Annotated in this window: 26 protein-coding genes and 1 pseudogene; 4 read left to right on the top strand and 23 right to left on the bottom strand. The window is 64.8% G+C overall.

Features of this window, described 5'->3' with window-relative positions:
- Positions 1–40 precede the first annotated feature (40 nt).
- Positions 41–2110 carry a carboxylesterase/lipase family protein gene (locus tag AC1HIL_RS36885; RefSeq protein WP_479668710.1) on the top strand — a complete coding sequence of 690 codons (2070 nt, stop codon included), beginning with the start codon at positions 41–43 and terminating at the stop codon, positions 2108–2110.
- A 63-nt stretch (positions 2111–2173) separates the two neighbouring features.
- Here the strand turns inward: AC1HIL_RS36885 and AC1HIL_RS36880 are convergent.
- Together AC1HIL_RS36880 and AC1HIL_RS36875 are read right to left on the bottom strand one after the other, a co-directional pair.
- Positions 2174–2632 (bottom strand): annotated as a pseudogene (locus AC1HIL_RS36880) (NAD(P)(+) transhydrogenase (Re/Si-specific) subunit beta); the annotation flags it as partial.
- Between the two features lie 34 nt (positions 2633–2666).
- Positions 2667–3296 carry a TetR/AcrR family transcriptional regulator gene (locus tag AC1HIL_RS36875; RefSeq protein ID WP_057591503.1) on the bottom strand — a complete coding sequence of 210 codons (630 nt, stop codon included), beginning with the start codon at positions 3294–3296 and terminating at the stop codon, positions 2667–2669.
- A 320-nt stretch (positions 3297–3616) separates the two neighbouring features.
- On the opposite strand from AC1HIL_RS36875, the gene AC1HIL_RS36870 reads away from it, so the two are divergent.
- From AC1HIL_RS36870 to AC1HIL_RS36860, 3 genes are all read left to right on the top strand, one after another.
- Complete coding sequence (locus tag AC1HIL_RS36870) at positions 3617–4090, top strand: nuclear transport factor 2 family protein (RefSeq protein ID WP_057591504.1); 474 nt, start codon at positions 3617–3619, stop codon at positions 4088–4090.
- Positions 4091–4113: 23 nt separating this feature from the next.
- Positions 4114–5550, top strand: a complete 1437-nt coding sequence (locus AC1HIL_RS36865; protein WP_057591505.1) for an MFS transporter — start codon at positions 4114–4116, stop codon at positions 5548–5550.
- A 340-nt stretch (positions 5551–5890) separates the two neighbouring features.
- On the top strand, positions 5891–6913 hold the full coding sequence (locus AC1HIL_RS36860; protein WP_479668711.1) for an alpha/beta hydrolase: 1023 nt from the start codon (positions 5891–5893) through the stop codon (positions 6911–6913).
- Between the two features lie 62 nt (positions 6914–6975).
- Here the strand turns inward: AC1HIL_RS36860 and AC1HIL_RS36855 are convergent, their stop codons facing one another.
- The 21 genes from AC1HIL_RS36855 to AC1HIL_RS36755 form a co-directional block, all read right to left on the bottom strand.
- Positions 6976–7521 (bottom strand): cytochrome b, encoded by a 546-nt coding sequence (locus AC1HIL_RS36855; RefSeq protein WP_479668712.1) that lies wholly within the window; start codon positions 7519–7521, stop codon positions 6976–6978.
- Positions 7518–8585, bottom strand: coding sequence for a catalase family peroxidase (locus tag AC1HIL_RS36850; protein WP_479668713.1), 1068 nt, complete (start codon positions 8583–8585; stop codon positions 7518–7520). The genes AC1HIL_RS36855 and AC1HIL_RS36850 overlap by 4 nt, the downstream gene beginning before the upstream one ends.
- Before the next feature lie 367 nt (positions 8586–8952).
- Positions 8953–10377 (bottom strand): NAD(P)(+) transhydrogenase (Re/Si-specific) subunit beta, encoded by a 1425-nt coding sequence (locus tag AC1HIL_RS36845; protein ID WP_057591509.1) that lies wholly within the window; start codon positions 10375–10377, stop codon positions 8953–8955.
- Positions 10374–10703: an NAD(P) transhydrogenase subunit alpha part 2 gene (locus AC1HIL_RS36840; RefSeq protein WP_057591510.1), complete on the bottom strand. Its 330-nt coding sequence runs from the start codon at positions 10701–10703 to the stop codon at positions 10374–10376. Before AC1HIL_RS36840 ends, AC1HIL_RS36845 begins: the two co-directional genes overlap by 4 nt.
- A 24-nt stretch (positions 10704–10727) precedes the next feature.
- Positions 10728–11858, bottom strand: a complete 1131-nt coding sequence (locus tag AC1HIL_RS36835; protein ID WP_479668714.1) for a Re/Si-specific NAD(P)(+) transhydrogenase subunit alpha — start codon at positions 11856–11858, stop codon at positions 10728–10730.
- A gap of 74 nt (positions 11859–11932) precedes the next feature.
- Entirely contained in the window at positions 11933–13123 is a 1191-nt protein-coding gene (gene bktB, locus AC1HIL_RS36830) for a beta-ketothiolase BktB (RefSeq protein ID WP_479668715.1), read from the bottom strand.
- Positions 13124–13160: 37 nt separating this feature from the next.
- Entirely contained in the window at positions 13161–14219 is a 1059-nt protein-coding gene (locus AC1HIL_RS36825) for a phosphotransferase (protein ID WP_057590440.1), read from the bottom strand.
- Complete coding sequence (locus AC1HIL_RS36820; RefSeq protein WP_479668716.1) at positions 14216–15424, bottom strand: acyl-CoA dehydrogenase family protein; 1209 nt, start codon at positions 15422–15424, stop codon at positions 14216–14218. The genes AC1HIL_RS36825 and AC1HIL_RS36820 overlap by 4 nt, the downstream gene beginning before the upstream one ends.
- 13 nt (positions 15425–15437) lie before the next feature.
- Entirely contained in the window at positions 15438–16184 is a 747-nt protein-coding gene (locus AC1HIL_RS36815) for an SDR family NAD(P)-dependent oxidoreductase (protein WP_479669641.1), read from the bottom strand.
- Positions 16185–16187: 3 nt separating this feature from the next.
- A complete protein-coding gene (locus AC1HIL_RS36810) occupies positions 16188–16823 on the bottom strand; it encodes a glutathione S-transferase family protein (RefSeq protein WP_479668717.1) in 636 nt (211 codons plus the stop codon).
- A 52-nt stretch (positions 16824–16875) separates the two neighbouring features.
- Complete coding sequence (locus AC1HIL_RS36805) at positions 16876–17496, bottom strand: TetR/AcrR family transcriptional regulator (protein ID WP_057590444.1); 621 nt, start codon at positions 17494–17496, stop codon at positions 16876–16878.
- A 59-nt stretch (positions 17497–17555) separates the two neighbouring features.
- Positions 17556–18320 carry an SDR family NAD(P)-dependent oxidoreductase gene (locus AC1HIL_RS36800; protein ID WP_057590445.1) on the bottom strand — a complete coding sequence of 255 codons (765 nt, stop codon included), beginning with the start codon at positions 18318–18320 and terminating at the stop codon, positions 17556–17558.
- A 19-nt stretch (positions 18321–18339) separates the two neighbouring features.
- The gene (gene kce / locus AC1HIL_RS36795; RefSeq protein WP_057590446.1) at positions 18340–19278 is read right to left on the bottom strand and encodes a 3,5-dioxohexanoate:acetyl-CoA acetone transferase; all 939 of its coding nucleotides are present in this window, start codon (positions 19276–19278) and stop codon (positions 18340–18342) included.
- A 48-nt stretch (positions 19279–19326) separates the two neighbouring features.
- Complete coding sequence (locus tag AC1HIL_RS36790) at positions 19327–19956, bottom strand: NIPSNAP family protein (protein ID WP_057590447.1); 630 nt, start codon at positions 19954–19956, stop codon at positions 19327–19329.
- Positions 19957–19999: 43 nt separating this feature from the next.
- Positions 20000–20749, bottom strand: a complete 750-nt coding sequence (locus AC1HIL_RS36785; protein ID WP_057590448.1) for an ABC transporter permease — start codon at positions 20747–20749, stop codon at positions 20000–20002.
- Entirely contained in the window at positions 20746–21516 is a 771-nt protein-coding gene (locus tag AC1HIL_RS36780; protein ID WP_479668718.1) for an ABC transporter permease, read from the bottom strand. Before AC1HIL_RS36780 ends, AC1HIL_RS36785 begins: the two co-directional genes overlap by 4 nt.
- A complete protein-coding gene (locus AC1HIL_RS36775; protein WP_479668719.1) occupies positions 21513–22298 on the bottom strand; it encodes an ABC transporter ATP-binding protein in 786 nt (261 codons plus the stop codon). The genes AC1HIL_RS36780 and AC1HIL_RS36775 overlap by 4 nt, the downstream gene beginning before the upstream one ends.
- Positions 22288–23226 carry an ABC transporter substrate-binding protein gene (locus tag AC1HIL_RS36770; RefSeq protein ID WP_479668720.1) on the bottom strand — a complete coding sequence of 313 codons (939 nt, stop codon included), beginning with the start codon at positions 23224–23226 and terminating at the stop codon, positions 22288–22290. The genes AC1HIL_RS36775 and AC1HIL_RS36770 overlap by 11 nt, the downstream gene beginning before the upstream one ends.
- A 50-nt stretch (positions 23227–23276) precedes the next feature.
- Positions 23277–24320 carry a zinc-dependent alcohol dehydrogenase family protein gene (locus tag AC1HIL_RS36765; RefSeq protein ID WP_203208314.1) on the bottom strand — a complete coding sequence of 348 codons (1044 nt, stop codon included), beginning with the start codon at positions 24318–24320 and terminating at the stop codon, positions 23277–23279.
- The gene (locus tag AC1HIL_RS36760; protein WP_422098551.1) at positions 24320–25333 is read right to left on the bottom strand and encodes an NADP-dependent oxidoreductase; all 1014 of its coding nucleotides are present in this window, start codon (positions 25331–25333) and stop codon (positions 24320–24322) included. Before AC1HIL_RS36760 ends, AC1HIL_RS36765 begins: the two co-directional genes overlap by 1 nt.
- 606 nt (positions 25334–25939) lie before the next feature.
- Positions 25940–26737: an alpha/beta fold hydrolase gene (locus tag AC1HIL_RS36755; RefSeq protein ID WP_203208312.1), complete on the bottom strand. Its 798-nt coding sequence runs from the start codon at positions 26735–26737 to the stop codon at positions 25940–25942.
- Positions 26738–26745: the final 8 nt, after the last annotated feature.

Raw genomic sequence — 26745 nt, 5'->3', positions numbered from 1 at the left:
CGCCTTTCGTTCCCGCACACCACACCACAAGGAGACCTTCATGCACTCACACACGGCCCGCGCCGAACGGCGCCGCTCGCGCGTCCTTTGCCTCGCAGCCTGGGCGAGCACCGTCGCCCTGCTCGGCTGCGGAGGCGGCGGCAATGGCACCAGCCTCGCGTTCGTCGCGCCGCCTGCGGGCGACACCGCGCCCGATACTCAGCCCAAGCTCACGGGCACGTTCATGGGTGACCCTGTGTCGGGACTCGATTACCGCGGCTCACTGAGCGGCGCGCGCACCACCGATGCCGAAGGCCGGTACCGCTATGCGGCCGGCGAGACCTTGAGCTTCTCGATCGGTACATTGCCGCTGGGCTCGACGCCGGCATCGGCCGCCGTCTCGCCGCTCGCCTGGGTCGGGGCCGACAGCACGACCAGTGACGTGCGTGTGAGCAACCGCCTGGTGCTGCTGCAATCCCTCGATGCCGACGGTGATCTCAACAACGGCATACAGATCACCGAAGCGATCCGCCAAGCGGTCTCGCGTCAAGCCGCCGCGATCGATTTCGCACAGCCCGCGGCCGCGTTCCGTGCCAGCATTGCGCCCCTGCTCGCAGCGATCGAGACGGCAGGCGCCTTCTCCGACCTCGACCCGCGACCGCGCACGGCCAGGACCACCGCAGCCGCACAGGAACACTACACGCGCAGCACGCGCACGCGCCACCTCGTGGCCACCACGGGCGGTTCGCTGCGGGGCTTCGAGGCAAATGCCGGCACGTGGCAGTACCTCGGTATTCCGTACGCGCAACCGCCAGTCGGTCCGTTGCGTTGGCGCGCACCGCAATCGCCCGCACCCTGGAGCGGTGTGCGCCAGGCCATCGCCTGGCCCGACCAGTCGGCGCAGAACCCGACGATGGAGGCCCTGGGCGAAGGCGGCATGAGCGAGGATTCGCTGTACCTGCACGTGACGGCGCCCAAAAGCGCGTCGAAGCTGCCGGTGATGGTGTGGTTCCACGGTGGCTCGTTCGCAATTCTCACAGCCAACTCCAAGCAGTACAACAATCCCGATGGCCTGACCACCAAGGGTGTCGTGCTGGTCACCGTCAACCACCGACTGGGGCCGTTCGGCTATCTCGCGCATCCGCTGCTCAGCGCGGAAAGCGGCCACGGCGGCTCGGGAAACTACGGCCAGATGGACCTGGTGAAGGCGCTCCAATGGGTGAAGTCGAACATCGCTGCTTTCGGCGGCGATCCCGACAACGTGACCATCTTCGGCCAATCGGGTGGCGGCGGTAAGGTCTATGGCCTCATGAACGCGCCCGAGGCTGCCGGCTTGTTCCACAAGGCCATTGTGCAGAGCGGCGCCAATGCCATCGCGACGGGCGGAACACCCGCGAGCTCGCTGGCCGGCGGCGAAGCAATCGGCAAGGCCGTGTTCGAGCGCGTCGGCGCGACCACGCTGGCACAGGCGCGCGCCCTGCCGTGGACCGCCTACACCCAAGCCGACCTCGACGCGGGCATTCCGCGCGAGACCTACCGACCCAATGTGGATCATCGCCACATGGTGAAGACCTACGGCCAGAACATGGCGGAGGGCATGCCCAGCGACGTGCCGCTGATGGTGGGTGCGACCTCGGGCGACTATCCCTCGCTGCGCGCGTCGCTGCCGGTGTTCATGGCGCAGCGCGCGCCAACCTATCGCTCGCCCCAATACGTCTACCGGTTCAGCCGCGTGCCGGACGGCTGGTCGGCGATGGGCCTGCTCAGCGGCCACAGCGGCGAGTTGCCCTACCTGTTCGGCTACCCGCAGGGCATGGTGACGAACTACGTGATGGGTCTCGTGCTCACGCCGGCCGGCGCGAAGGCGCCCATCGGTGACCTCAATGGCAATGGCATCACCGGCACCGCTGGGGACGCGGCCGATGTCCAGGCGTCGATGGGCTGGGGACCGAACGACGAAGCCATCACTGAAACCACCATGACGCTATGGACCCGTTTCGCGAAGGATGGCAATCCCAGCATGGTCGCGCCGGAGTGGAAAGCCTACACGCCTGCCAGCGACGCCTACTTGGAAATCGGGCCGGGCGGCGGTGCCACGCCGCGCACCGGCTTGGCCAGCGCCTTTCCCTGAACGCCACGCCACCCGGGCCTGCCCAAGGTCTCGCCTCGCGCGCAGCCGCCGGCGGGGGGCGCTGCCGAGGGCAATCATCGGGCCACTGAAGGTGATGGCGCCGATCGCGGCGCCCAGGAAAAGCTCCAGGCGGTTGCCCACGGGGATCGGATCGCCCTTGAGCGCGATGTTGAAGGCAGGCGGCTCGGCCACGGCGGCCACCGCAATGAACACGGCCGCCAGGCCGATCATGCTGTGCATGAAGGCCACCAGCTTGGGCATCTTGGTCATCTCGACCTTGTTGGCCATATAGGCCCCGAGGTCCCCGCCGACGACCCGCGCGACCAGCGCGACCAGCACGACCAGCACGTAGGCCAGGCCCTCGAGGTTGCCGCTGGCGAGCTTGTAGATCAGCGCGCCGGTGGTCAGCACGGCGATCGCCATGCCGGTCATGCCGAAGACGTTGCCGCGGATCGAGGTGGTCGGGTGGCGCAGGCCTTGGCTAGCCGACCGTTCGCCAGAGCGTGGCGCACGGCAGCGCAATGCTCTGCGCGTTCATTGCCAGTCGACCGAAAGCTCAGGCTGGATGATCGGATCGATCCAGCGCGGCATCCCAGATGCCCATGGCTTCGACCACGGATTCCTCGACGACCGCGAGCCGCACACGATCGCGGGCCAGGACGGAGAGACCCAAGAAGAAACTGTCGAACGCCGCGGCCATCGAAGCCGGGTTCGTGGACTTGCGCAGTTCCCCGCTTTTGATGGCCCGCTCGACGCAGGCACGGAATCCAGCGCGGGTGCGACTGCGCACGTCTCGGAGCATTGCGGTGATGGTTTCGCTGCCCGACGAGCAGGCTCCCATCACGCCCAACGCAACCATGCAACCCTTGGGGTGCCCTCCCTCCCACTGCATCTTTGCCGAGCGCTTCAGTGCGAGGAACACCGCTTCTCGCGGCTCTATGGAAGGATCGTGGAGGCTTCTGGTCAAGTGGCCATAGATCTCCATGTATCGATCCAGCGCCTCTTTGTATAAGGATTCCTTGGACTCGAAGGCCGCGTAGAAGCTGGGCGCGGATATGCCACTGCCCATCGCCGCCTTCAGTTGAGACAGCGAGGTCGATTCGAAGCCATGCTCCCAGAACAGGTGCATGGCCGAGGTAAGGGCCGCGTCGCGGTCGAATGCGCGCGGTCGGCCTCGCTGAGCCATGAAGATCTCCGCCAGTTCAAAATTACATACTAGTCGATACACAATAAATCGGCAAGCAAAGACCTGCTGCCCCTTCTGGCAAATCGACGTGTCGAACCGTTCCGTTGACAGCCTTCGAGCGCCGCCATATATTTGTACCGATCGATATTTAAATCGACGCGTTTGAAGACTGCGCTTGGACACCAGGCGCCCGCGCAGGAAGCGGGCTTCATGCCCCGGTCGCGCCAGTCACGCTTTTTTTTACTCATTTTTGTACCACTTGGTATATTTTATTGGTGCGCTCACAGATCGCTCGCACCGCTCACTCACGGAGAACCCGCATGTCCAAAGAACTTGAAGCCCGCCTAGACGCCATCGAGAGCCGCTTCGCCATCGATGCCCTGATCGCCAACTACGCGGAAGCGTTCGACACGATGGATGTGGAACTGCTCGCCACCCTATGGCATCCCGACTCTCGGCTGCTGCTCGGCGCCAATGGAAACTCGGAGGGACTCGATGCGATCCTGGCGCAAGCACGCGTCAACATGAAACGCATGCCGCACATGCATCACTGGATGGCGAACGCGATCATCACGCTCGACGGCGACAACGGCCATGGCCTGGTTGCGGCGGACTGCCTCTTCTACGACGTCGAGAAGGGACCGCTGCAAGTAAGCGGCCAGTACAAGGACCTCTACCAGCGAAGAGACGGGCGATGGGCGTTCCAGCAGCGCATCTTCGAGATGCATTTCGCCACGCCGCTGCAGAACTGGACCCCCATCATGGGCACGGAACGCTTCGGTCGCCCCATCTGATCCGCGCCGCCGCAACCGAAATCATGAAAGAAACAAGTTCAGATTCGCGTCGGTGGCTCGCATTCGCGGTGTTGCTGGTGGGGGCGTTCCTGCCTCCGCTCGACTTCTTCATCGTCAATGTTGCGTTGCCGTCCATTCAGGGCGACCTCGGCACGAGTGCTGCTGAATTGCAACTGGTGATCTCCGGATATGCGGCGGCTTACGCGGTCTTCCTCATCACCGGTGGGCGGCTTGGCGACCTCTTCGGCCGACGGCGCATGTTCCTGCTCGGCATCAGCGGCTTCGGACTCACGTCCTTACTGTGCGGCCTCGCAAGCTCGCCTTCCATGCTCATCGTGGGACGCATACTCCAAGGTCTCAGCGCAGCCGCCATGGCCCCACAAGGGCTGGCCTCCGTTCATGCGCTGTTCCCGGTGCGGGAGCGCTCGCGTGCGCTGGGCCTTTATGGCGCCACCGTCGGGCTGGCGGCAGTGATCGCGCAAGCCCTGGGCGGCGCATTGATCTCCGCAGACGTCTTTCACCTTCAGTGGCGAATCATCTTCCTGATCAATCTGCCCGTGGTGGCTGCGGTCCTGATCGGTGGATTGCCTTTGCTGCCGAACGTTCGTGGCGATAGCCCCGCGCCCATCGACTGGGGCGGTGTTCTGCTCTGCGCGCTCACGCTGAGCCTGCTGATCGTGCCGCTGGTAGAGGGGCGCGAAAGGGGCTGGCCATGGTGGGCATGCGCCATGCTCATCGCGACACCTGTCGCCGCGCTCGGTTTCTGGCGCTATGAAAAGGCGTTTTCTCGACGAGGCGGCGTCCCGCTCGTCAGCATCGACCTGGTCCGCATGCCGGGATTGATGAGCGGTCTCGCCGGCGTCCTCTTTTTCTACGTCGTCTCTGCCTTCTTCCTGGTGTTCTCCGTCTACCTACAGTCGGCGCTGGGACTGGATCCTTTGGCAACGGGACTGGTGTTCCTGCCCTTCGGCGTCGGCTTCTTCATCGGTCCGTTGACGACACCGCTGGCCGTCCGCCTCTTCGGCAGTTGGGTTCCCGCCATCGGCATGCTGCTCGAGGTGGCCGGGTGCCTGTACCTTGCGGCGCTGGTTGCTGGCGCCCCCGCACGAATGCCCGCCCAGTTTCCGCTCATCGTCGCGGTTGGACTTCTGGGTTTCGGGCAGGGATGGGCACTGCCTACCCTCGTGCGCTCGGTCATCGACCGTGCACCCGTGAGCGGCTCCGGAATGATTGCCGGCATCACCAACTCAGCCTTGCAGATCAGCGCCGCCCTCGGCGTCGCGGTCATCGGCGGCGTCTTCTTCAGCGTCGCGGGTACTTCGCCGAGCGCGAGCTCCATGGCCAAGGGACTGATTGCCGCCATGCTCTGCATCGGGGCCAGTCTGACCGTTGCGGCCATCCTGTCCGTTGTGGCTTCGAGGTCGGGAATCAGCGTCGCTCCCCGGCCGGCACCCAATTAAGGGCTGTTGGCACCACCCAATTCCGGACGGGATGGTTGAAGCTGCTTGGCCTGGAGAGCACGGCAGAGCAGTTCCACTGGGTTGCTGCGAATGCCCGAACGGCCGTGGCGTTCAGTCGGCCGCCTGGACAGACCCACCATGGACCGGAACGGAGGCGGCTGCTTCAAAGCTCGCGGTGGTCATGGATCGGGTCTCGCGGTGAGACCATGAGACATGAAGGCGCCGCAACGAGGTCAACAGGGAAGTCGTCCTTCGCGTTCTTCGATGTGGGGCGGCGATGGTGGCCTTATAGACTTGGCCGACCCGCTCGTGCGGGATCGAGTCAAAGGTCCATGAAGAAATGAAAGCCTGCCTCCTCCATCTGCTGGCGAGGGCCGCAGTCGCCGTAACTGTCGTCAGCGCAGCTGCCGCCGAACCGCGCGAGAAGCCGCTGGAGGCGCCCGGGCCGCTGGGTCCGCTGCGTGGCACCCTGCTGTCGCCGGCTGCTCCGGATACGCCGCTCGCTCCGGTGCTACTGATCGTGCCCGGCTCTGGCCCCACGGACCGCGACGACAACAGCCCGCTGGGAGTGAAGGCCTCGACGTACCGGCTCCTGGCCGAAGGCCTCGCAGCGAAAGGGATCGCCACAGTGCGGATCGACAAGCGCGGCTTGTACGGCAGCGCCGGCGCGGTTGCCGACGCCGACCCGGTCACCATCAAGGACTACGCGGGGGACGTGCGCCGCTGGGTCGACACGATCCGTGAGGCCTCCGGCGCCGGATGCGTCTGGGTGCTGGGCCACAGCGAGGGCGGACTGGTCGCGCTGGCGGCGGCAACCGCGCGGCAGGATCCGACCGTCTGCGGCGTGGTCCTGGTGGCGAGCACGGGCCGGCCGATGGGACAGGTACTGCGTGAGCAGTTGCGGGCCAATCCCGCCAACGCGCCGCTGCTCGACCAGGCCATGGCCGCCATCGATGCGCTTGAAGCCGGCCGCCGGGTGGAGATGGCCGATGTGCAACCGGCGCTGCGGCCTGTGTTCCACCCGAAAGTGCAAGGGTTCCTGATCAGCGCATTCGCCATCGACCCCGCGGAGTTGGCCGGCCGGTACACGAAACCCCTGCTGATCGTGCAGGGCGGGCGCGACCTTCAAGTCGGCGTCGCGGACGCACAGCGGCTGCGTCAGGCAGCGGCGCAGTCGAAGCTGGTGCTGCTTCCGGAGGCGAACCATGTGCTGAAAGCTGTCGAGACCGACGATCGGGCCGCCAATCTTGCCACCTACGGTCGTGCTGACCTTCCACTAGCACCCGGGGTCGTCGACGCGATCGCCGACTTCGTCCTGACGCGGCGATTGCAGCAAGCGCCTCAGGCTGGTGCGGCACGCTGAACGGTCACAACGGCGCCGCCTCGGTCCCGGAACCCGCGCGCCTTCACGATCTGTCGAATGAATCAGCGACCACCCCGACGACCGAACGTCATGGTCTCGAAGACGCCATCCCTTCGCACCCAGGCATGAAGAAGCGCAGCCGCGAAGTGCAGCAGGAACAAAGCGAACAAGCAGAACGCCAGAAAGCGATGGGCGCTCCACAGGATGCTGTGCAACTCGGCACTGGCCGGAACGATCGGGGGGAGCCGCATCCCGGCCAAGGTCACGGGATAGTCGGCAGCCGACAACATGGACCACCCGAGCAAAGGCATCGCAATCATCAGCGCGTAGAACGCGACATGCGACAACCTGGCCGCAAGCTTCATGGGCTCGCTCATGCTCGCCGGCAGCGACGGTGCCCCGCTGCGCCATCGCACGACGAGACGCAGCAGCGCCAGGACAAGTATCGCAATGCCGATTTGCTTGTGGATGCCCACCAGCACCAGGTAAGCGCGATCGATCGTGGACATCATGCCGACCCCGATGAACAGCATCGCGAGGATGCCGATGGCCATGACCCAATGGAGCACGCGCTGCAGCTTCGAGAATTTCATGTGTTGATGGCTCATGGCTTGGCTTCGGCTTGGACGCGCGGGTAATGTTCCGACTCCGAGGTGCGGCGGTCATAGGACACCGCATAGGCCGCCGAGCGCGCCGCGGGGAACGGATCGTCGGAGGTCTGCATTCCCTCGGGCAGAACCGTGGGATCGAAGTTGATGTCGCGGCACGGTCCGTTGGCCTCGGCTTCGATCCGGGTCACCACGAGCGTGCCCGCTTCAATCTGCCGGCGATCGGCTGGCCAAACCAGGGTAGGGTCGGCCGTGGGATCGCCCGGATTGGCGAGCGTCAGCACCAGCCTCCACTTTTGCGGGGCATTCGCGACCCGTTGGAAGAGTTCCTTGAAGAGGAAGTCGGGATCGCGCTTCTTCAGGTCCTCCGAAGGCACCGGAACCATCGCGGCGGTCGGAATGAATGACCAGCGCACGGTCTGCTTCTGACCCTGTGCATTGGTCAGCACGAAACTGTTGAGGCTGTTGAAGCGATCCTCAGCATAGGACTCGGCATACGGAGCGCTGCCAGCCCACGCACCGAATGCGCGAAGCGAAGGGTGACTGGCTGCGAACTGCTTGATTGCGCCGGGGTCATCCTTGTTCGCACTGGCGCGTTGGAGTTCATAGAACTCCTTCGGCGTCTCGATCGGAAAGAACGGCGCATTGATCATCGCAGTGCGCCACTCCTGCTGGTCTGGCGCCTCGATTCGAACACTCAATCCACGTACACGACCCGTGCCATCCGCCATGGTCGGAATGGGGCCCGCGAGGTTGAAGCGACCCATGACCGGGTAGCTTCCGGCCTTGAAGATGGACGCTCGCGAAACCGCGACCGCCTCGCCGTTCGCCTCGAAATTTCCTGCGAAGCAGATGCCTTTCGCATGATTGCGTCGGAAGCCTTTGACCGGTCCGCTGGCCGGCGCGAGCGAATCCACGATTTTGGCGGGCGTCAGGCGCGAAGGTGTCAGCCACCCAGCCGCATAGGCAAAGGCACAAGCCACGGCCCCGACCGAAAGAGCGATCGCGGCGAATCGGCCGACAGTGGGTCGCCCGGTCGCAGTTTGATCCTGAGGGGTCTTCATCCGCCTACGCTCCCGTGCCAGTGTGGGAGGCTGTCAGCGAAAGATCGCTGATGTGTAGGTACACCCCCCAGCGCGGAGCCGATCGCGACCCGTTGTGAGTCGACTCGCTGCGTGAACCACGGAAGGCACCGCGATCAGACAGCAGGTAGTGCGTGTGTTTAGAACTTTTCATCTCATGCCCTTTCAACGGCTTGGCAAGCAGCCAGACAACGCCGGCCTGGCGCTTGCTCAGGGCTTAGTTCGACAAGAGATGACTGCTGGTTACACGCCCTTCGAAGAATTCTACGGAAACACGGTCCGCCGCGTAGACGTCGACAAGAGGCAAGCTTGGGTGATGCCGCAACGCAAGTGATTGGCGCCGGATTCTCTATTCGACCGCCTTGCCCATCTCCTCGACCACCTTCTTGGCGTCGCCGAACACCATCATGGTCTTGTCCATGTAGAACAGCTCGTTGTCCAGGCCCGCGTAGCCGGCGGCCATGGAGCGCTTGTTCACGATCACCGTCTTGGCCTTGTAGGCCTCCAGGATCGGCATGCCGTAGATCGGGCTGCCCTTGGTGTGCGCGGCCGGGTTCACCACGTCGTTGGCGCCCAGGATGATCGCCACGTCGGCCTGGCCGAACTCGCCGTTGATGTCCTCCATCTCGAACACCTGGTCGTACGGCACCTCGGCCTCGGCCAGCAGCACGTTCATGTGCCCGGGCATGCGACCGGCCACCGGATGGATCGCGTACTTCACCGTGATGCCCTTCTCGGTGAGCTTGGCCGCGAGCTCCTTGACCGCATGCTGCGCACGCGCCACCGCCAGGCCGTAGCCCGGCACGATCACCACCGTCTCGGCATTGCCCAGCACGAAGGCCGCGTCGTCGGCGCTGCCGCTCTTGACCGGGCGCTGCTCCTTCGCGCCGCCCGTGGCCGCGGCCGCGTCGCCGCCGAAGCCGCCCAGGATCACGTTGAAGAACGAGCGGTTCATCGCCTTGCACATGATGTAGCTCAGGATCGCGCCCGAGCTGCCCACCAGCGAGCCCGCCACGATCAGCATCGCGTTGTTCAGGCTGAAGCCAATGCCCGCGGCCGCCCAGCCCGAGTAGCTGTTGAGCATCGACACCACCACCGGCATGTCCGCGCCGCCGATCGGGATGATGATCAGCACGCCCATCACGAAGGCCAGCGCGAGCATCGCGAAGAAGGCGGTCCAGTTCTCCGTCGCCATGAACACGAGGCCCAGGCCCACGGTCGCCAGGCCCAGCACGAGGTTGAGCATGTGCTGGCCCGCGAACTGCACCGGCGCGCCCTGGAACAGGCGGAACTTGTACTTGCCCGAGAGCTTGCCGAAGGCGATCACCGAGCCGCTGAAGGTGATGGCGCCGATGGCCGCGCCCAGGAACAGCTCCAGGCGGTTGCCCGCGGGGATCGGGTCGCCCTTGAGCGCGATGTTGAAGGCATGCGGCTCGGCCACGGCGGCCACCGCGATGAACACGGCCGCCAGGCCGATCATGCTGTGCATGAAGGCCACGAGCTCGGGCATCTTGGTCATCTCGACCTTGTTGGCCATGTAGGCGCCGAGACCGCCGCCCACGACCAGCGCGACCAGCACGTAGCCCAGGCCGGCCGGGTTGCCGTTGGCCAGCTTCCAGATCAGCGCGCCGGTGGTCAGCACGGCGATCGCCATGCCGGTCATGCCGAAGACGTTGCCGCGGATCGAGGTGGTGGGATGGCTCAGGCCCTTGAGCGCCTGGATGAAGCAGATGCTGGCCAGCAGGTACAGCAGGGTGACGAGGTTCATGCTCACTTGGAAGCTCCCTCGGCGGCTGCGGGCGCGGCCTTCTTTTCCTTCTTCTTGAACATCTCCAGCATGCGCCGCGTGACCAGGAAGCCGCCGAAGACGTTGACCGCCGCCAGCGCGACGGCCAGCACGCCCATGGTCTTGCCCAGGCCGGTCTCGGTGAGCGCGGCGGCCAGCATGGCGCCCACGATGACGATCGCCGAGATGGCGTTGGTCACGGCCATCAGCGGCGTGTGCAGCGCGGGCGTGACGGTCCACACCACGTGGTAGCCCACGTAGATGGCCAGCACGAAGATGATGAGGTTGATGACGGTGTGAGAGACGATGTCCATGGTTTCTTCTCCTCGCGTGTTCGCTTACTTCTTCGTGACCTGGCCGTCCTGCGTGACGCGGCAGGCGGCGACGATGTCGTCCTCGAGGTCGATCTTCAGCGTGCCCTCCTTGGTCAGCACGAGCTTGAGGAAGTCGAGCACGTTGCGCGCGTACAGCGCAGAGGCGTCGGCAGCCACCAGCGCGGCGAGGTTCGTTTCGCCGACGATGGTCACGCCGTGCTTGACCACCGTCTTGTCGGCTTCGGACAGCGGGCAGTTGCCGCCCACGCCATCCGGGCCCTTGCCGGCGGCGATGTCGACGATGACGCTGCCGGGCTTCATGGACTTGACCATGTCCTCGGTGATGAGGGTCGGCGCGGCACGGCCCGGGATCAGCGCGGTGCTGATGACGACGTCGGCCAGCGCCACGCGCTTGGCGACCTCGGCCTGCTGGCGCGTGAGCCAGCTCGCGGGCATCGGGCGCGCATAGCCGCCCACGCCCTCGGCGGCGTCCTTCTCTTCCTGGGTCTCGTACGGCACGTCGATGAACTTGCCGCCCAGCGATTCGATCTGTTCCTTGACGCTGGGGCGAACGTCCGAGGCCTCGATGACCGCGCCCAGGCGCTTGGCCGTGGCGATGGCCTGCAGGCCCGCGACGCCCACGCCGAGGATCACGACCCGCGCAGCCTTCACGGTGCCGGCGGCGGTCATCAGCATCGGGAAGAAGCGCTGGTACTTGTCGGCCGCGATCATCACGGCCTTGTAGCCGGCGATGTTGGCCTGGGAGCTGAGCACGTCCATGCTCTGGGCACGCGTCGTGCGCGGCGCCGCCTCGAGCGCGAAGCCGGTGAGGCCGGCGGCGGCCACGCGCTGCAGGCCGGCGACGTCGAAGGGATTGAGCATGCCCACGAGCACGCTGCCGGACTTGGCGAGCGCGCATTCGGCGTCGCTCGGGGCGCGCACCTTGAGCACGATGTCGGCACCGAAGGCGCCGGCCTGGTCGGTGATCTCGGCACCGGCCGCCTGGTAGGCCGCGTCGGTCACGCTGGCCGCCACGCCCGCGCCGCTCTGCACACGCACCGTGTGCCCCAACGCCACCAGTTTCTTCGCCGTCTCCGGCGTGACGGCAACACGAGTCTCACCCGCCGAGGTTTCGGCAGGTACGCCAATCAACATGACTTGTCCTTTGGTGGAAATGGGCCGGTCCAAGGCCAGCCCGAAGATGGAAAGGGGTCCAACGACCCCGCCGCTCACTCGATGTTCTCGAAGATCGCGGCAATGCCCTGTCCGCCCCCGATGCACATCGTGACCAGGGCATAGCGCCCACCGATCCGCTGGAGTTCGTGCAACGCCTTCACCGTGATGATGGCGCCAGTCGCGCCGATGGGATGGCCCAGGGAGATGCCCGAGCCGTTGGGGTTCACCTTGGCTGGATCGAGCGCCAGCTCCGCGCTGACGGCGCAGGCCTGGGCGGCGAACGCCTCGTTGGCCTCGATCACATCGAGGTCCTTCACCGACAGTCCGGCGCGCTCGAGCGCCGCCCTGCTCGCCGGTACGGGACCGATGCCCATGAACCGGGGGTCGACACCGGCATGGGCATAGCTCACCAGCCGTGCCATCGGCTTCAACCCGCGCGTTCTGGCGGCCGAAGCTTCCATCAGCACCAGTGCCGCCGCCGCATCGTTGATTCCGGATGCATTGCCAGCGGTCACAGTCCCGTTCTCTCTGAGAAAGACCGGCTTGAGCTTGCTCATGTCCGCCAATACCGCCCCGGTGCGGAAGTGCTCATCCTTGTCAAAGACGACATCGCCCTTGCGGCCCTTTTGGATGATGGGGACGATCTGGTCCCTGAACACATCCGTCGCCCAGGCGCGCTCCGCGCGGTGATGGCTTTCCACCGCCAACCTGTCCTGAGCGTCCCGGTCGATGCCCCACTTTCTGGCCACGTTCTCTGCCGTCACACCCATATGGATGCGCTCGAAGGGATCGTGCAGGGCGCCCAGCATCATGTCAGTCATCGAGGTGTCGCCCATGCGTGCTCCCCATCGCGAGGTCGATGACACATAGGGCGCGCGGCTCATGTTCTCGGCCCCTCCCCCAATCGCGATTTCCGTATCGCCCAACAGGATCGCTTGACTGGCGGAAACGACCGCCTGCAATCCAGACCCGCACAGGCGATTCACGTTGAAGGCAGGCGTCGTCTCTGCGCACCCCCCCTCGATGGCCGCAACCCGTGACAGATACATGTCGCGAGGCTCGGTGTTGATCACATGGCCAAACATCACGTGCCCCACATCCGAACCCGGGACGCCGGCCTTGGAGAGAGCTGCTTTGACGACTTCGGCGGCCAGGGTGGTGGGAGGAACATCCTTGAGCGCACCATCGAAGGTACCGATGGCGGTGCGCACACCGCTGAGGACAACGACTTCACGATGGGACATGGAAGACTTTCAAAAAACGGGGATCCTGATGCGCCGGTCACAGGCGCTGCACCTGCTGCCAAGCAAGATCGGCCACCAGCGCGAAGCGGTCTCCAACCTCCTGCGCATTGGCGCTGGATGCAGTGCCTCGGAGATTGCGGCCGCGAATGCCGTGAAGGATGGCTGCGAAGCGGAACATGTTGAACACCACGTAGAACTCGAGGTCGGGGAGATGATGGCGGCCCGACTCGCGGCAGTAGGTCCGCACGTAATCCGCCTCGGACAGGAGTGCCATGCCCGCCAGGTCGGCGCCGAGCAAGCCGTTGTGGATCTCCTGCGGAACCCGATACATCATCAGGTTGTAGGCAAAGTCCGCCAGGGGATGCCCCAGGGTCGAGAGTTCCCAATCGAGCACCGCAACAACGCGAGGCTCCACGGGATGGAAGATCATGTTGTCGATCCGGAAGTCGCCGTGCGTGACGGCAACCTCGTCGTTGGCGGGAATGTGCTCGGGCAGCCATTCCACCAAGCGATCCATCGATGCATGCCGACCCGCGACTTCGTCCTGGAGGTACTGCTGCGACCAGCGCTCGATCTGCCTGGCGATGTAGCCGCCCGCCCTGCCGTAGTCCGACAGGCCCAGCGCGACCGGGTCGTACCGATGCAACTGCGCCAGCGTGGCGTTCATCGCTTCCAGATAGCCGCGCCGGTCCGCTGCGGCTACATCGGGCAGGCGTGCGTCCCAGAAGATTCGGCCCTCGACCAGATTCATCACATAGAACCAGCTGCCGATGACCGTGTCGTCCAGGCAGAGGCCATGAACCCTCGGCACCGGAAAGCCGGCCTGCCCCAGGGCCGTCATGACCCGCGCCTCACGCTCGATGGCATGGGCGCCCTTGAGGAGCACACCCGGCGGCTTGCGGCGCAATACATAGGATGCGCGCGGCGTGCGCAACCGGTAGGTCGGGTTCGACTGCCCACCCTGGAACTGGTCGACCCGCATGACGCCCCCGTAGCCGTCCACGTTTTCCGCCATCCAGCGCGCCAGCGCTTCTTCGTCGAACCGGTGCTGTGCGCGAACAGGACGAATGCCCTCCTCTTCGAGAACCGACGTCATTGCCCACCCCCCTGGAGCGCATCCCGCTTGATTTTCTTTGCAAGCGACCACTTGTGGGTCTCGGTCGGACCGTCGTAGATCCGGAAGGCGCGTGTCTCCCGAAAAATCTGCTCAACCACTGAATCGCCCGAAACGCCGCTGGCGCCCATGACCTGCACGCAGCGGTCGGCGATCCGAAACAGCAAGTCCGACACCGCAACCTTGGCCATCGAGCTTTCAGCCGTTCCGGCCGATCCCGCATCCAGCACTCCCGCGCACCAGTCGATCATCAACTCCGCCTGCTTGAGATCGATCAGGTTGTCCGCGAGCATGAAGCCCACGCCCTCATGGTCCACCAGCAGTTTCCCGAAAGCCGAGCGCGAGGTCGCGTAGCGCACGGCGATCTCATGGGCCCTGGCCGCACCGCCCAGCCAGCGCATGCAATGGGACAGCCGCGCGGGGGACAGGCGGACCTGGGCATACCGGAAGCCCTCATGGGCCGAGCCGAGGACATGGGCGTCAGGCACCTGCAAGCCATCGATCAAAACCTGGGCATGGCCGCCGGGCATGGAGCTGTCGAGCGTGTCGATGACGCGCTCGATCTTGACCGCCGGATGCGGCAAGTCCACGAGGAACATCGTGGCGCGCGCGGGTGTGCCCTGACCGGTGCGCGCCATGACGATGCCGACCTTGGCGCCGACCGCTCCGGTGATGAACATCTTGCGGCCATGGATGTGCCAATCTCCGCCGGCACCCCCGTGTTGGACCGCAGTGGTCATCAGCATCGACGGATCGGAGCCCGCACCGCCCTCCGCCGCCGGCTCCGTCATGAAGAAGGCTGAGCGCTGCTGGCCGGACACCAGGGGCACCAGAAAGCGCTCTTTCTGCTGCGGCGTTCCGATCCTAGACAACAGGAACATGTTGCCTTCGTCCGGCGCCATGGTGTTGACCGCCACCGGCCCAAGTGGAGAAAGGCCGGAGCGTTCGAGCACGGCCGCGGTCTCGCGCTGGCTCAGGTGGTGTCCATCCGGCAGGATGTGAGGCGTCAAGACGCCTGCCGCACGCGCCAGGCTTCGCAACTCCAGCACCAGATCTTCCGAGGGCCCATGGGCACCGCAGCGTGGATCCGATTCGTAAGGGATGACGGTCTGGCGGACAAAGGCTTCGACCCGCTCGGCGATCTGCCGGCTGCGTTCGGTGGGAGAAAGACCGAAGGTTTGGTTCATGCTCAAGACGATTTCAAAGGGTGCTGACTAAATGGCCGCCATCGACCACGAGTTCCGCGCCGGTCATGTAGCGCGAGGCATCCGAAGCGAGCAGCAGCAAAGGTCCGTCGAGATCCTCCAGTCGCCCCAGGCGCCGCTGCGGTATGCGTCGCACCAGCGCCCGACCCGCGTCCGACGTCCAGAATTCGCCGTTCAACTCGGTGTGGAGGTAGCCGGGCGCGAGGGCGTTGACGCGCGTGCCCTGCCGCGCCAGCTCGAGGGCGAGGCATTTCGTCATCTGCACGACGCCAGCCTTGGACACCGCATACGAAAGCACCCCGCCGGCTTGCCGCAGACCTAGGATCGAGGCGATGTTGATGATGGCGCCGCCGGGGTTGGGCGCCATCAGCCGCGCCGCGGCCTGCGCGACGAAGAACATGCCCTTGAGGTTGGTGTCGATGACGTCGTCCCAGGCCACCTCGTTCTGATCGAGCGCGGCGCCCTCCCGCACAATGCCCGCGTTGTTCACCAGGATGCTCAGCGTTCCGAGCTCCGAGATCGCGCGGCTGCTGGCCTCGATGTCGCGCACGTCGAGCCGCATCGCGCTGGCCGCCCCGCCTTGCTGGCGGATCTCTGCCACGATGCCGGACAGCGTCTCGGCGCGCCGGGCCGCCAGCACCACCTCGACACCCTGGCGGGCCAGCAACCGCGCGAAATGGGCACCGAGGCCCGAAGAAGCGCCCGTGACAAGCGCACGCTTGCCGTGAAGGTCGTGGGCCATCATTCAGTTTCCTTCGCGGATCGCTCGCGGCATGAGTTCATAGGGATGCTTCCAGCGCGGCAGCTCGCTGATACGTCCTGCCCAGGCCTGGACGTTGGCAAACTGCAATCTGTCGAACCGCGCATCCTCGTCGTAGTAGAGGTAGCCCGCCATCGAGATGTCCGCCACGGTCGGTGCGTCACCGACCATGAAGCGACGCCCGGCCAGATGCGCGTCGACGATCTCGTAGGCGGCCTGCGCCTGCGCCCGCAGATAGCCCGTGAGCTGGTTCTCTTCAGCGCCGCGGATGCCGACCATGAAGCGCAGGGTGGCGAACGCCGGCGTGAAACGGTGGTTGTCGAACAGCAGCCAGCGCAGGACCTCTTGCCTGTCCTCGTCGCTCGCCGGTGCGAATCGGCCCGTCGCCCGCGAAAGGTAGTCCAGGATCGCGCCGCTCTGGGTCAGCAACTTGCCGTCCGGCCGTTGCAGCACAGGCAGTTCTCCCTGTGGATTGACGGTGTGGATGAACGCCGCCTTGGAGTTGGGATTGAAGAAGTCGACGAACTCGGCTTCCCAGTCGGCCTCGACAAGGTTGAGCATGAGCGCCACCTTGTAGCAGTTGCCGGATTCGCCTCGGCAGTAGAGCTTGTAGGCGCTCATGGCCGCTCCTCGAGGAGCGACCGTCCCGACGGCTGCGCGCCGCCCGGCAGACTTACTTCTGGCGCCCCGATCGCAGCAGGGTGGCTGCCATGGCCGCCAGGTCCTTGCCAAAGCGCGCGTCCAGGTTCTTGTGCCCCATGAGCAGCCGGAAATACACGGCCCCGTACATCATGTCGAGCGCGGTATCCACATCCAGCTCCGCGGAGAACTCCCCCGTCTCCTGGCCGCGCACGACGACCGCGCGCACATCGGCGCGGCGCTGCCGGAAAAAGCGTTCGCGAAACGCGTCGCGCAGCACGGGATCCGACTGGCCTTCCGCCAGTATCTCCGCCACCATCTTCCCCACTTCGCCGCGGTACTGCCTGACCAGAAGGATCAGGTGCTCGGACATGGCCTCCATCGCCGAATCCGCATCGCGCACCGGCGTGCTGGGAAGCATGAGGTCGATGAACGTGTCGATGACCACCGCATTGCGATTGGCCCACCAACGATAGATTGTCATCTTGGCCACGCCGGATTCCCGCGCGATCGCATCGATCGTCAAGTCGCCCACCCGCGTGGTGGCGAGCAGATTGCGCGTGGCATCCAGCACAGCGGTGCGGGACTGCTCGCTGCGCGGACGTCCAGTGTTGCGCGTGCCCTGACGGTTGGCGACGGTGGGAGCGGTGCTCATCGGAGAGGCTGATTCCAAGACATTGGGTCATAGTTTAGTGTCCGTGGTGGAGGGACGGATCAGCCGCCGGGCGGGCGCACGAATAGCGTGGTGCCGCTCACATGCCGGGAAGCGTCGGTCATGAGGAAGTGCGCCAGGCCGATGATGTCCTCGGGCTGACCCAGGCGTCCTCCCGGATAAGAAGCTGCAATGCGCTCCATGTATTCCGACGTCATGTGGTCGTTGGCCATGGGCGTGTTGGTAAGCCCCGGGGCAATGGCGGTCACGGAAATGCCCTCTCCACACACTTCCTGATGCAAGGTGTTGGTGAAGCTGGTGACCGCCGCTTTGGTGGCACCGTAGGCGGCGCCGCCAGGCATGCTCCTGACACCCAGTGCGGAGGTGAAGTTCACGATTCGCCCGTTCCGTTGGCGGATCATCTGCGGCAGTACCGCCCGTGCGAAGAGAAAGGTTCCCATCACATTGACCTCGAAGATGCGCTGCCAGTCGGCCAGCGTGTGGTCCTTGACGAGGCACCGGTGCAGCTGGCCCGCGTTGTTGATCAGCCCGTCGATGCGTCCCCATTGGTCCAACGTCGTTTCCACCGTCCGCGCCACGGCTTCCTCGTCGGTGACATCGCATTCGACGGCCGCGGCCCGCTGCATGCCGATCTCGTTGGCGACCTGATGCGCCGATTCGAAGTCACGATCGATGACGGCGATCCTCGCGCCAGCATCGGCCAGGCCGATGGCCATGGCCCTGCCGATTCCGCTGCCGGCACCCGTGATGAGCACCACCTTGTCCTCGACGGAGAAGTTGGCGGCTTGATAGCTTTGCTGCTTCATGGAAATCCTTGTGCGTGGGTCAGAACGCCGTCTGCGAAGAGCCCTTCAGGCCGAGTCGTTGCCGCGCCTCGGACGGCGTGGCCACCTCCAGACCCAGCGATTCGATCGTCGCGCGGACCTTCGAGACCTGGGCGGCGTTGGATGGTGCGAGTTGCCCCTTGCCGATGTAGAGGCTGTCCTCCAGGCCCACACGCACGTTGCCGCCCGAGATCGCGCCCGCAGTGGCAAAAGGCATCTGGTGGCGCCCCGCCGCCATGACCGACCACTCGTAATCGTCGCCGAACAGCTTGTCGGCGATATGCCGGGCATGGTTCAGGTTGTCGATGTCCGCGCCGATCCCGCCGAGGATGCCGAAGACCGTCTGCACGAAGAGCGGCGGCTTCACGAGCTTGCGGTCCAGGAAATGCGCCAGCGAGTACAGGTGGCCGATGTCGTAGCACTCGAACTCGAAGCGAGTGCCATGCCCTTCGCCGAGTTCATGCAGGATGTACTGGATGTCCTTGAAGGTGTTCCTGAAGATGCCGTCGCGGGAGTTCTCCAGGTAAGGGGCCTCCCAGGCGTGCTGGAAGTCCTTGTACTTCTCCAGCATGGGGAACAACGCGAAGTTCATGGAGCCCATGTTCAGCGAGCACATCTCCGGCGACGCCCGCCGGGCGGCCGCGATCCGTGCATCCAGCGTCATCCACTGGGCGCCGCCCGTCGTGATGTTCACCACCGCGTCGGTCGACTGCTTGATCTCTGGAAGAAACTGCATGAAGGTGTCCGGATCGGCGGTCGGCTCGCCATTACTCGGATCCCGCGCATGCAGGTGAAGGATCGCAGCGCCCGCCTCGTACGCCTGCCTCGCGCTTGCCGCGATTTCGGCCGGTGTGATCGGCAGGTGCGGACTCATGCTCGGGGTGTGGATGCTGCCGGTCACCGCACAGCTGATGATCACTTTGCCCTTGCTGTTTTTCATTCTGAGATCTCCTGTTATGAAGGATCGCGTCGTCGCTGTTCCGCCGGTTCACCGAAGCGGAGAGAAAGGCGCGGGGATGTAGATCGAGGACCTGGCGCCATCGAGCCATTGCAGCGAACCGCGCGGCGGCCACAGCCCTTTCTGGAAGGCATCGGCACGCACGGCCTGACGCTGGTCCAGCGTTTCGAACGGCCAGATATGGACGATGCGCGGAGGTCCCGACAGCGACCGCATGACCGCGACCAGCGGCGACAGCGCAACGCGCTCCGGCACGGCTTCCTGCCAGGCGGCGATAGTGCCGGGCATGGCCTGCGGCGCATCCTTCAGCGCATAGGTGCGGATCTCATAGAAGCCGCCGAGCTTGCCGCCCGCATGCACCGGCAGCCCAGGAAAGCTCGCGAAGAGACCCTGGTCCAGCCCGACGAGGCTGCCGATGGCGTCGGGCTGGGGCGCCAGTTCGGCTTCCCCGAGCGGCTGCTCATCGAGTGCCTGGGCGGAGGGAAAGCTCCGCAGCACCACGATCTCGTTGAGCGAGCCAATCTCCGAGATCCAGCAGCCCAGCAGCGCTGGCGCCCGCGGGCCGGACAATGACTTGTGGATGCCGTCGAGCACGGCGGCGACGCCACCCGGGATGCATTGGAGCGTGGTGAGGTTGAGAACGGTTGGATCCTGCGCCATGGGTCTGGAGAGGTTGGAAGTCTTGGAGGCTGCGACCACGGCTTCAGCGCCAGCGCAGCAGATAGTTCTCGCAACGCTGGAGCACGCTGTTGCTGACGAGACCGATCAGCCCGAGCACCACGATCCCGGCGAAGAGGTCGGCCGACTGGAAGGCTCGGCCGGCCAGCAGGATGGCGGTACCCAGACCGGGCTGGCCGGTCAGCATTTCCCCCACGATGGAAAGGATCAGGGCCACCGTCATCGAGAGCTTCATGCCCGACACGATGTCGGGCACCGCATTCGGCAGGCCCACCTTCATGACGAAGGACAGTTTTCCGAGGCCCAGGACATGTGCGACCTCCTTGAGCCTTGGCTCCACGGTCGCGAAGCCATGGACCGTCGCGAGCAGCGTGGGCCACAGCGAGCCGAAAGCCACCACTCCGATGACCATGGCTGGCGTCAGGCCGAAGAAAACGATGGCAACCGGCACCACCGCCGAAGCCGGCAGTGGCCGGATGAACTCGAGCAACGGTCCGACGTACACACGGCCCTGCGACCAGACGCCCAAGGTGGCGCCCAGAATGATCGCGATCAGGCTGGCCAGCAGCCAGCCCCACAGCATGCGCAGGGTCGTCTGCATCGTCTGATCCGCGAGCTCCCCCTCACGAAACCCCCAGACCAGCGCCTCGACGGCGGCCCTTGGGGTTGGCAGATAGATCTTGCCCACCAGCCCGGTCACGGTGACCGCGTGCCACAGCAATCCAAGCAGGAACAACCCTGCGATCGCATGGAGCGAACGGGAAGCAACGCTCATGACGGCAATCCCTCTTGTGGACTGCTCAAGCCGAGGCCTGCCATCAGGCGCCCTTGCGTCTTCACGAGAATGAGGTTCAGCGCCCAGCCAAGCACACCCACCCAGAGCAGATAGCCGAACATTTCCGCCGGCTTGAGCGCGACCTGCGCGGTGACCAGTCCATAGCCCAGTCCATACGGATTGGCCACGATCTCCACCGTCACCGCGACCACCAGGGCGATGCCGATCGCCAACCGCAGCGCCACGATCAGCCGCGGCGCCACCGAGGGCAGAACGATCTTGAGCACGCGCGCCAGGTAGCCCAGCTGCAGCACGTCCGCGACTTCGATCAGCCGTCGATCGACACTTGCGACGGCGCCCTGGACAAGGATCAAGATCGGCCAGAAGGTGGCAAATCCGACGACGGCGCTTTCCATGTGAATGCCGAAACCGAAGGCCATCATCGCCAGCGGAATGAGCGCCACAGACGGCATGGGTCGCAGCAACTCGATGGGCGCATCCAGCAAGCGCGCAACCCTTGGCGACAGCCCCAGCACCAGCCCTCCTGCAAAACCGAGGACCGCGCCATAAACCAGGCCCATGCTCGCGCTGGCCAAGGTCTGGGCCGTCTTGTCGAGCAGAATTCCGCTCGAGAGCATTCCCCACAGCGCCCGCAGCACCGTGCTGGGCGGGACCACGTTGTCGCTCAGCGAGCCAGATACGTTGGCCGCGATCTCCCAGATGCCGAGCAGGCAGACGGGCACGATCAGTCCCTTGCCGGCATTCATGCGGCCTCCTTGTGCATGAGACCGTGGAGTTCCCGCCGCAAACGAACAAACTGGGCGTCCTCACGCGTCGTCAACTGATCGCGTGGCGTCGGCAACGCGACGTCGATGACGCGATCGACGCGTCCAGGGTTCGCGTCGAGCGCAATCACCTGATCGCCCAGGTAGATCGCTTCTTCCAGGTCATGGGTCACGAACAGCACCGTCATATCTCGGCTGGCGGCGATGGACAGGATCTCGTCCTGAAGGGACTGACGCGTCATGGCATCCAGTGCGCCGAAAGGCTCGTCCATCAGCAGCAGACGAGGCTCCTGCGCCAAGCAACGCGCGATCTGCAGGCGCTGCTGCATGCCACCCGACATCTGGCCGGGGTACTTGCGGGCATGGTCCCGAAGACCTACGGTCTTCAGAAGCTCGTGAATGCGATCGGCGCGCTCCGGGCGGGGAATGCCCGCGGCCTCCAACGCCAGGGAAACGTTACCGGCCACGCTGCGCCATGGCAGCAACGCGCGGCCGTAGTCCTGGAACACCACCGCCATGTCGCGCCGTGGCCTGCCAAGCGCCTGATCCGCGAAATGAACAGTTCCGCTCGAGGGCGTGACGAGCCCGGCGGCGACTCGCAGGACCGTCGTCTTGCCGCAGCCGGATGGACCGATGATGCAGGCGAACCCGCCGGCAGGAATCGTGAACGACACGCCGCTGAAGACCGGGCGTCCCGCATAGGACACCGAGACGTCCCGGAAGGTCAGTCCGGAAGATTTTTGGGGGATGCAGTCACTGCGCATACAGCCGTCCCACCTCCGGGTTGGTGCGCAACATGCCTTGCTCGCGCATCATGGCGATCGTGGCGGCCAGCGTTGCGGGGTCACGCGCCGTCACCAGCTGGGGCATGGGAATCTTCGCGGCCACGTCCGTGGGCAGGCCCGTGAACCTGGCGATCTGAACCTTGGTCTGATCCGGATTCGCTTCGGCGAAGGCAATGCCCTTCTTCAAGGCCTCCCGGAACTTCGCAATGACATCGGGATTCGCTTTCGCATAGTCTCGGGTCGAGACGTAGTAGAAGATCGGCATCGGCTGCTCGAAGTTGGACACCATGGAAGTGACGACGTAGCCGGTATTGCTCTCCAGCATGCGTCCCAGCATGGGCTCGGCGGTGACGACCGCATCCACGCTGCCTCCGCGGATCAGGTCCGGGTGCTGCGGAAACCCGCTCTCCACGAAGGTCACCCGCTTGGCGTCGACGCCATTGAGCGCGAGCCACTTGCGAAACCACACATGGAGGATGGCGCCAACGCCAGGCACGCCCACCTTCTTGCCCACGAAATCCTGCGGCTTCTGGATTCCGGAGCCGTTGCGAGCGAAGGCCGCGAAGTTCTTGCTGGTCTTGGCGCCCACGCTGCCTTCGGCAATGACAACAAGATCCAGGCCGCCATCCACCGCCTGCAGGAAAGTCGTGGACGTGATCGTTGCGACCTGTACCGCACCCGACTGGAGCGCCGGCGGCATCGAGGGATTCAGCGGAATGAGCTTGAGCTCCACGGGCAGTCCAGCGTCCTTGAAGTAACCCTCTGAGGAAGCCATGAACGCCCCAGCGATCTCCGCCGTTGCGACATGGCCCAGCACGAGCGGTTTGGGCTGAGCCAGTGCCGGACCTGCCATCAGCGAGGCGGTCAATGCCAGCGCGATCACTTTTGGAAAGATCTTGAATGTCATGGGTGTCTCCTGTTTTTTGAGGGTGCGAGCGTGTAAACCGGATGCGGCAGTCAAAGAAGGTCGGGGTTGGGCAGCAGGATCACCTTTCCTGCACGGCCGGTACGCGCCGCGTGTGCGACGGCGGTCTTGACGTCGTCCATGGGATAAATCGCCTCCACCCGGACGTCGATCACCCCCTGCTCGATCAGCTTCGCAATCACGTCGTACACGGCGTTGCGCTCTTCGACAGACGCGTTCTCGAACCAGTGCGTGAACCAGTAGCCGCGAAGCGCGATGTTGCGGAACACGAGGTCCGATGCGTCGACACGGCAGGATGCGGAAGACAACAGGCCGTAGGTCACGACAGTCCCGCCGTCCACCAGACAGCGGCCCAGGGCGGCAGTACCCTCACCCGCGACTGCATCGAATGCCAGTCGAATCGGTGCACCACCCACGGCTGCCTGAATGCGTTCAGTCAGATCGGGCCCATCCGCAACCACGGCATCGGCGCCGCTGGCCATCACGGCTTCGATCTGGCTCTCACTGCGCACGATGCTCACCGTACGCACGCGCATGTGCTTGGCCAGCTTGATGACGTTGTGCGCCACGGCCGAGTTGCCGGCGTTCTGTAGAACCCATTCACCCGGCTCGAGTGCGACGAAGCCCTTGAGCATGTGCCATGCAGTTGCCGGATTCACCGCCATCATGGCGAGTTGGTGGATGTCGGCGGTCTTCGGCAGCGGCCGAAGCCCTGCCGCGGGCGCTGTGACCTGCTGGCACCAGTTGCCGCGGCCCGCGAACAGCGCCAGCACCCGGTCACCGATCCGAAGATGCCGGACATCCTTGCCGAGCTTGCGGACCTGTCCCACCGCCTCGCCGCCAGCCAAGCAAGGCAACGGCGGCGGACGCGCGCCGAACCGGCCCTGGAAGTTGAGAAGGTCGGAAGGATTGATCGGGGCGGCCAGGATGTCGAGAACCACCTCATTCGCACCGGGTTCATCTGGTTCTGGCACGTCGACCAGCGCCACGAGGTCGGGATCCGAGCCGAATCCCAGGATATGTACAGCTTTCATCCGCCGCTCCATCGTGTTCAGGCTTAGGGCCGCCGCGCGCATCAGCGGGCGACGTTCACGATGGTCTTGCCCAGGTTGGCCCCCTTGAGCATCCCGATGAAAGCGGCCGGTGCGTTTTCCAGACCGTCTACGGCATGCTCGGCGTAGCGCAGCTTTCCTTCCTTGAGCCAGGCGGAGAGGCGCGCCAGCGCCTCGGCATTGCGAGGGGCCCAGTCACCTACGATGAAACCCTCCATGCGGGCGCGGCTGGTGAGAAAGTAGCGCATGCTGCGCGGCCCCATGTCGGGCTCGGTGAGGTTCGATTGGGAGATCTGGCCGATCACCACCACGCGCGCTTTGAAAGACAGGTGATTGAAGACGGCTTGCGAGATCGCGCCGCCCACGCCATCCAGATAGACGTTCACGCCATTCGGGCAAACGGCAGTGAGCGCGGCTTGAAGATCGCCCACGGTCTTGTAGTTGATGGCGTGATCAAAGCCCAGTTCGTTCACGCAGTAGGCGAGCTTGTCGTCGTCGCCTGCAATGCCGACGACGGTGCATCCGGCGAGCTTCGCGATCTGGCCAGCGATCTGGCCCACCGCGCCCGCCGCACCGGAGATCACCACCACGTCACCAGGAACAGGTTGAGCGACGTGAAGCAGCGAGAAGTAGGCGGTCAGACCCGGCATGCCAAGCACACCGAGCGCGGTCGATGGCGGAGCCAGCTCGGGGTCGATCTTGCGCAATTGAGAGGCGGCAATCGCTGCGAACTCCTGCCAGCCACCAGGTCCCTCGACGATGTCGCCGGGCGCGAATCCCGGCGCATGGCTTTCGACAACCCGGCCCACTGTGCCGCCTACCACGACCTCACCGATGGCCACAGGGGCCGCGTAGTTTTTGGCGTCGCTGATACGACCGCGCATGTAGGGATCCAGTGAGAGAACCAGCGTCTGGACCAGCACTTGCCCGGCGGACGCGATGGGCATGTCTGCGCTCGTGAGCTCAAAGTTTTCCGGTGCCGGCATGCCAGTGGGGCGGCTCTTGAGGGTGATCTGGCGGTTTCGCGGATGTGACATGGGTTGATGCGGCTGTTTGTACAAAAAGGTTCGGCCGACCTGCTATCCGAGAAGAAGATCAGGAGCCGACGCTTTCGATACTATACGTCTAGTATCGAAACTAGCGCAGGGATTACCCTTGGCTGTCCAGGCAAGCTTGCAGCAAGGTTGAATGGGCTACTGGAAAGTGAGGGAGCGTTCGCTGTGGCGGCGTTCGCAGCCACCGATGGCAGTCATCTGCCGAGCCGCGAAGAGATTTCTCGGAAAGGCTCAGACCGATGAGAAAAAATTGGAAAAAAAGATCAAATCGCTTGTGCCGCCACCGATGATGTGCATTGAGCTCAAGTCTTCTCGCGCAAATTGGATGCTCAACCGAACGTAAGTTCGACCACTTTTAAGTGCTGCACCACCAACGGTACCGTTGAACGTGCGGGCTTCCCCGCTCAGTCCCTGCTCGCACCCGTTTCGCGTGCGCCCTGGTCGGGGGATGGACGACTCCACAGGCCAGTCACCACGTGAGAATAGGCTTCGCAACTTGTCCCGCCTGCATGGCGAGTCGTCCTTGACATCGCCAGTCCATCAAGTGCCGAAGGACAAAGATTGAGATTGTCAATGGGGGTGAGCGCCTCACCCGGGCGCCGTGGACCAAAAGTCCGCCAGCGTGCGGTTGAACAGTTCAGGATCCTCGAGATTGGCCAGGTGGCCGGCCCTATCCAATTCCACCACGCTGGCATGAGGGACTGCGTTCTTGAGCATCTGCAGCGCGGCCGGCGTGACTCGCCGATCGAGCCTGCCGCTGAGCACCAGCGTTCGCACGCCTGACGCGCGCGACAACGCAGGCCTCGCGTCGTCGTTCAGGATGCTCTGAAGCGTTTGCAGATAGTCATCCATCTTCATGGTGGCGATGAGAGCAACCATCTCTGATTTCACCGCAGGCTCCATAGACGCGCAGGCCGTGCCGTCCATGTACATCTGAGCGAATGCGGCTATACCTCTGTCGCGCAGGAACTCACGTGTGGACTCGATGCGGGCTTGAGCCTCCGGGCCAGCCAAAGTGCAGTAGCTGCATGCCAGCACCATGCTGCGGCAAGCGCCGTCCAGGCGGGCGGCCAATTCAGCGGCCATCAGTCCCCCCATCGACAGGCCGACCAGATGGGCCCGCCGAACACCCAATACGTTCATGACCGCCGCAGCGTCGTCCACGCAATTTCCGATCGAAAAGCCGCCCCGGTTGCTGGAGCGCCCGTGGCCTCTGCAATCCATGGCCACCAGGTGGTAACGGTCTCGCAGGGCATCGAACTGTGACGCCCACATGGCGGACGAAAGACCCAGGCTGTGGAAGAAGACGACGCTGGGCAGCTCAGGCGTGCCTTCCACGCGCACATGCAGCCGCTCACCGTTGAGGTCGAAGTCGTGCAGGGTCATGATCGGAC

This window comes from Variovorax sp. ISS6, assembly GCF_056523145.1.
This window is presented reverse-complemented; position numbering and strand designations above follow the sequence as displayed.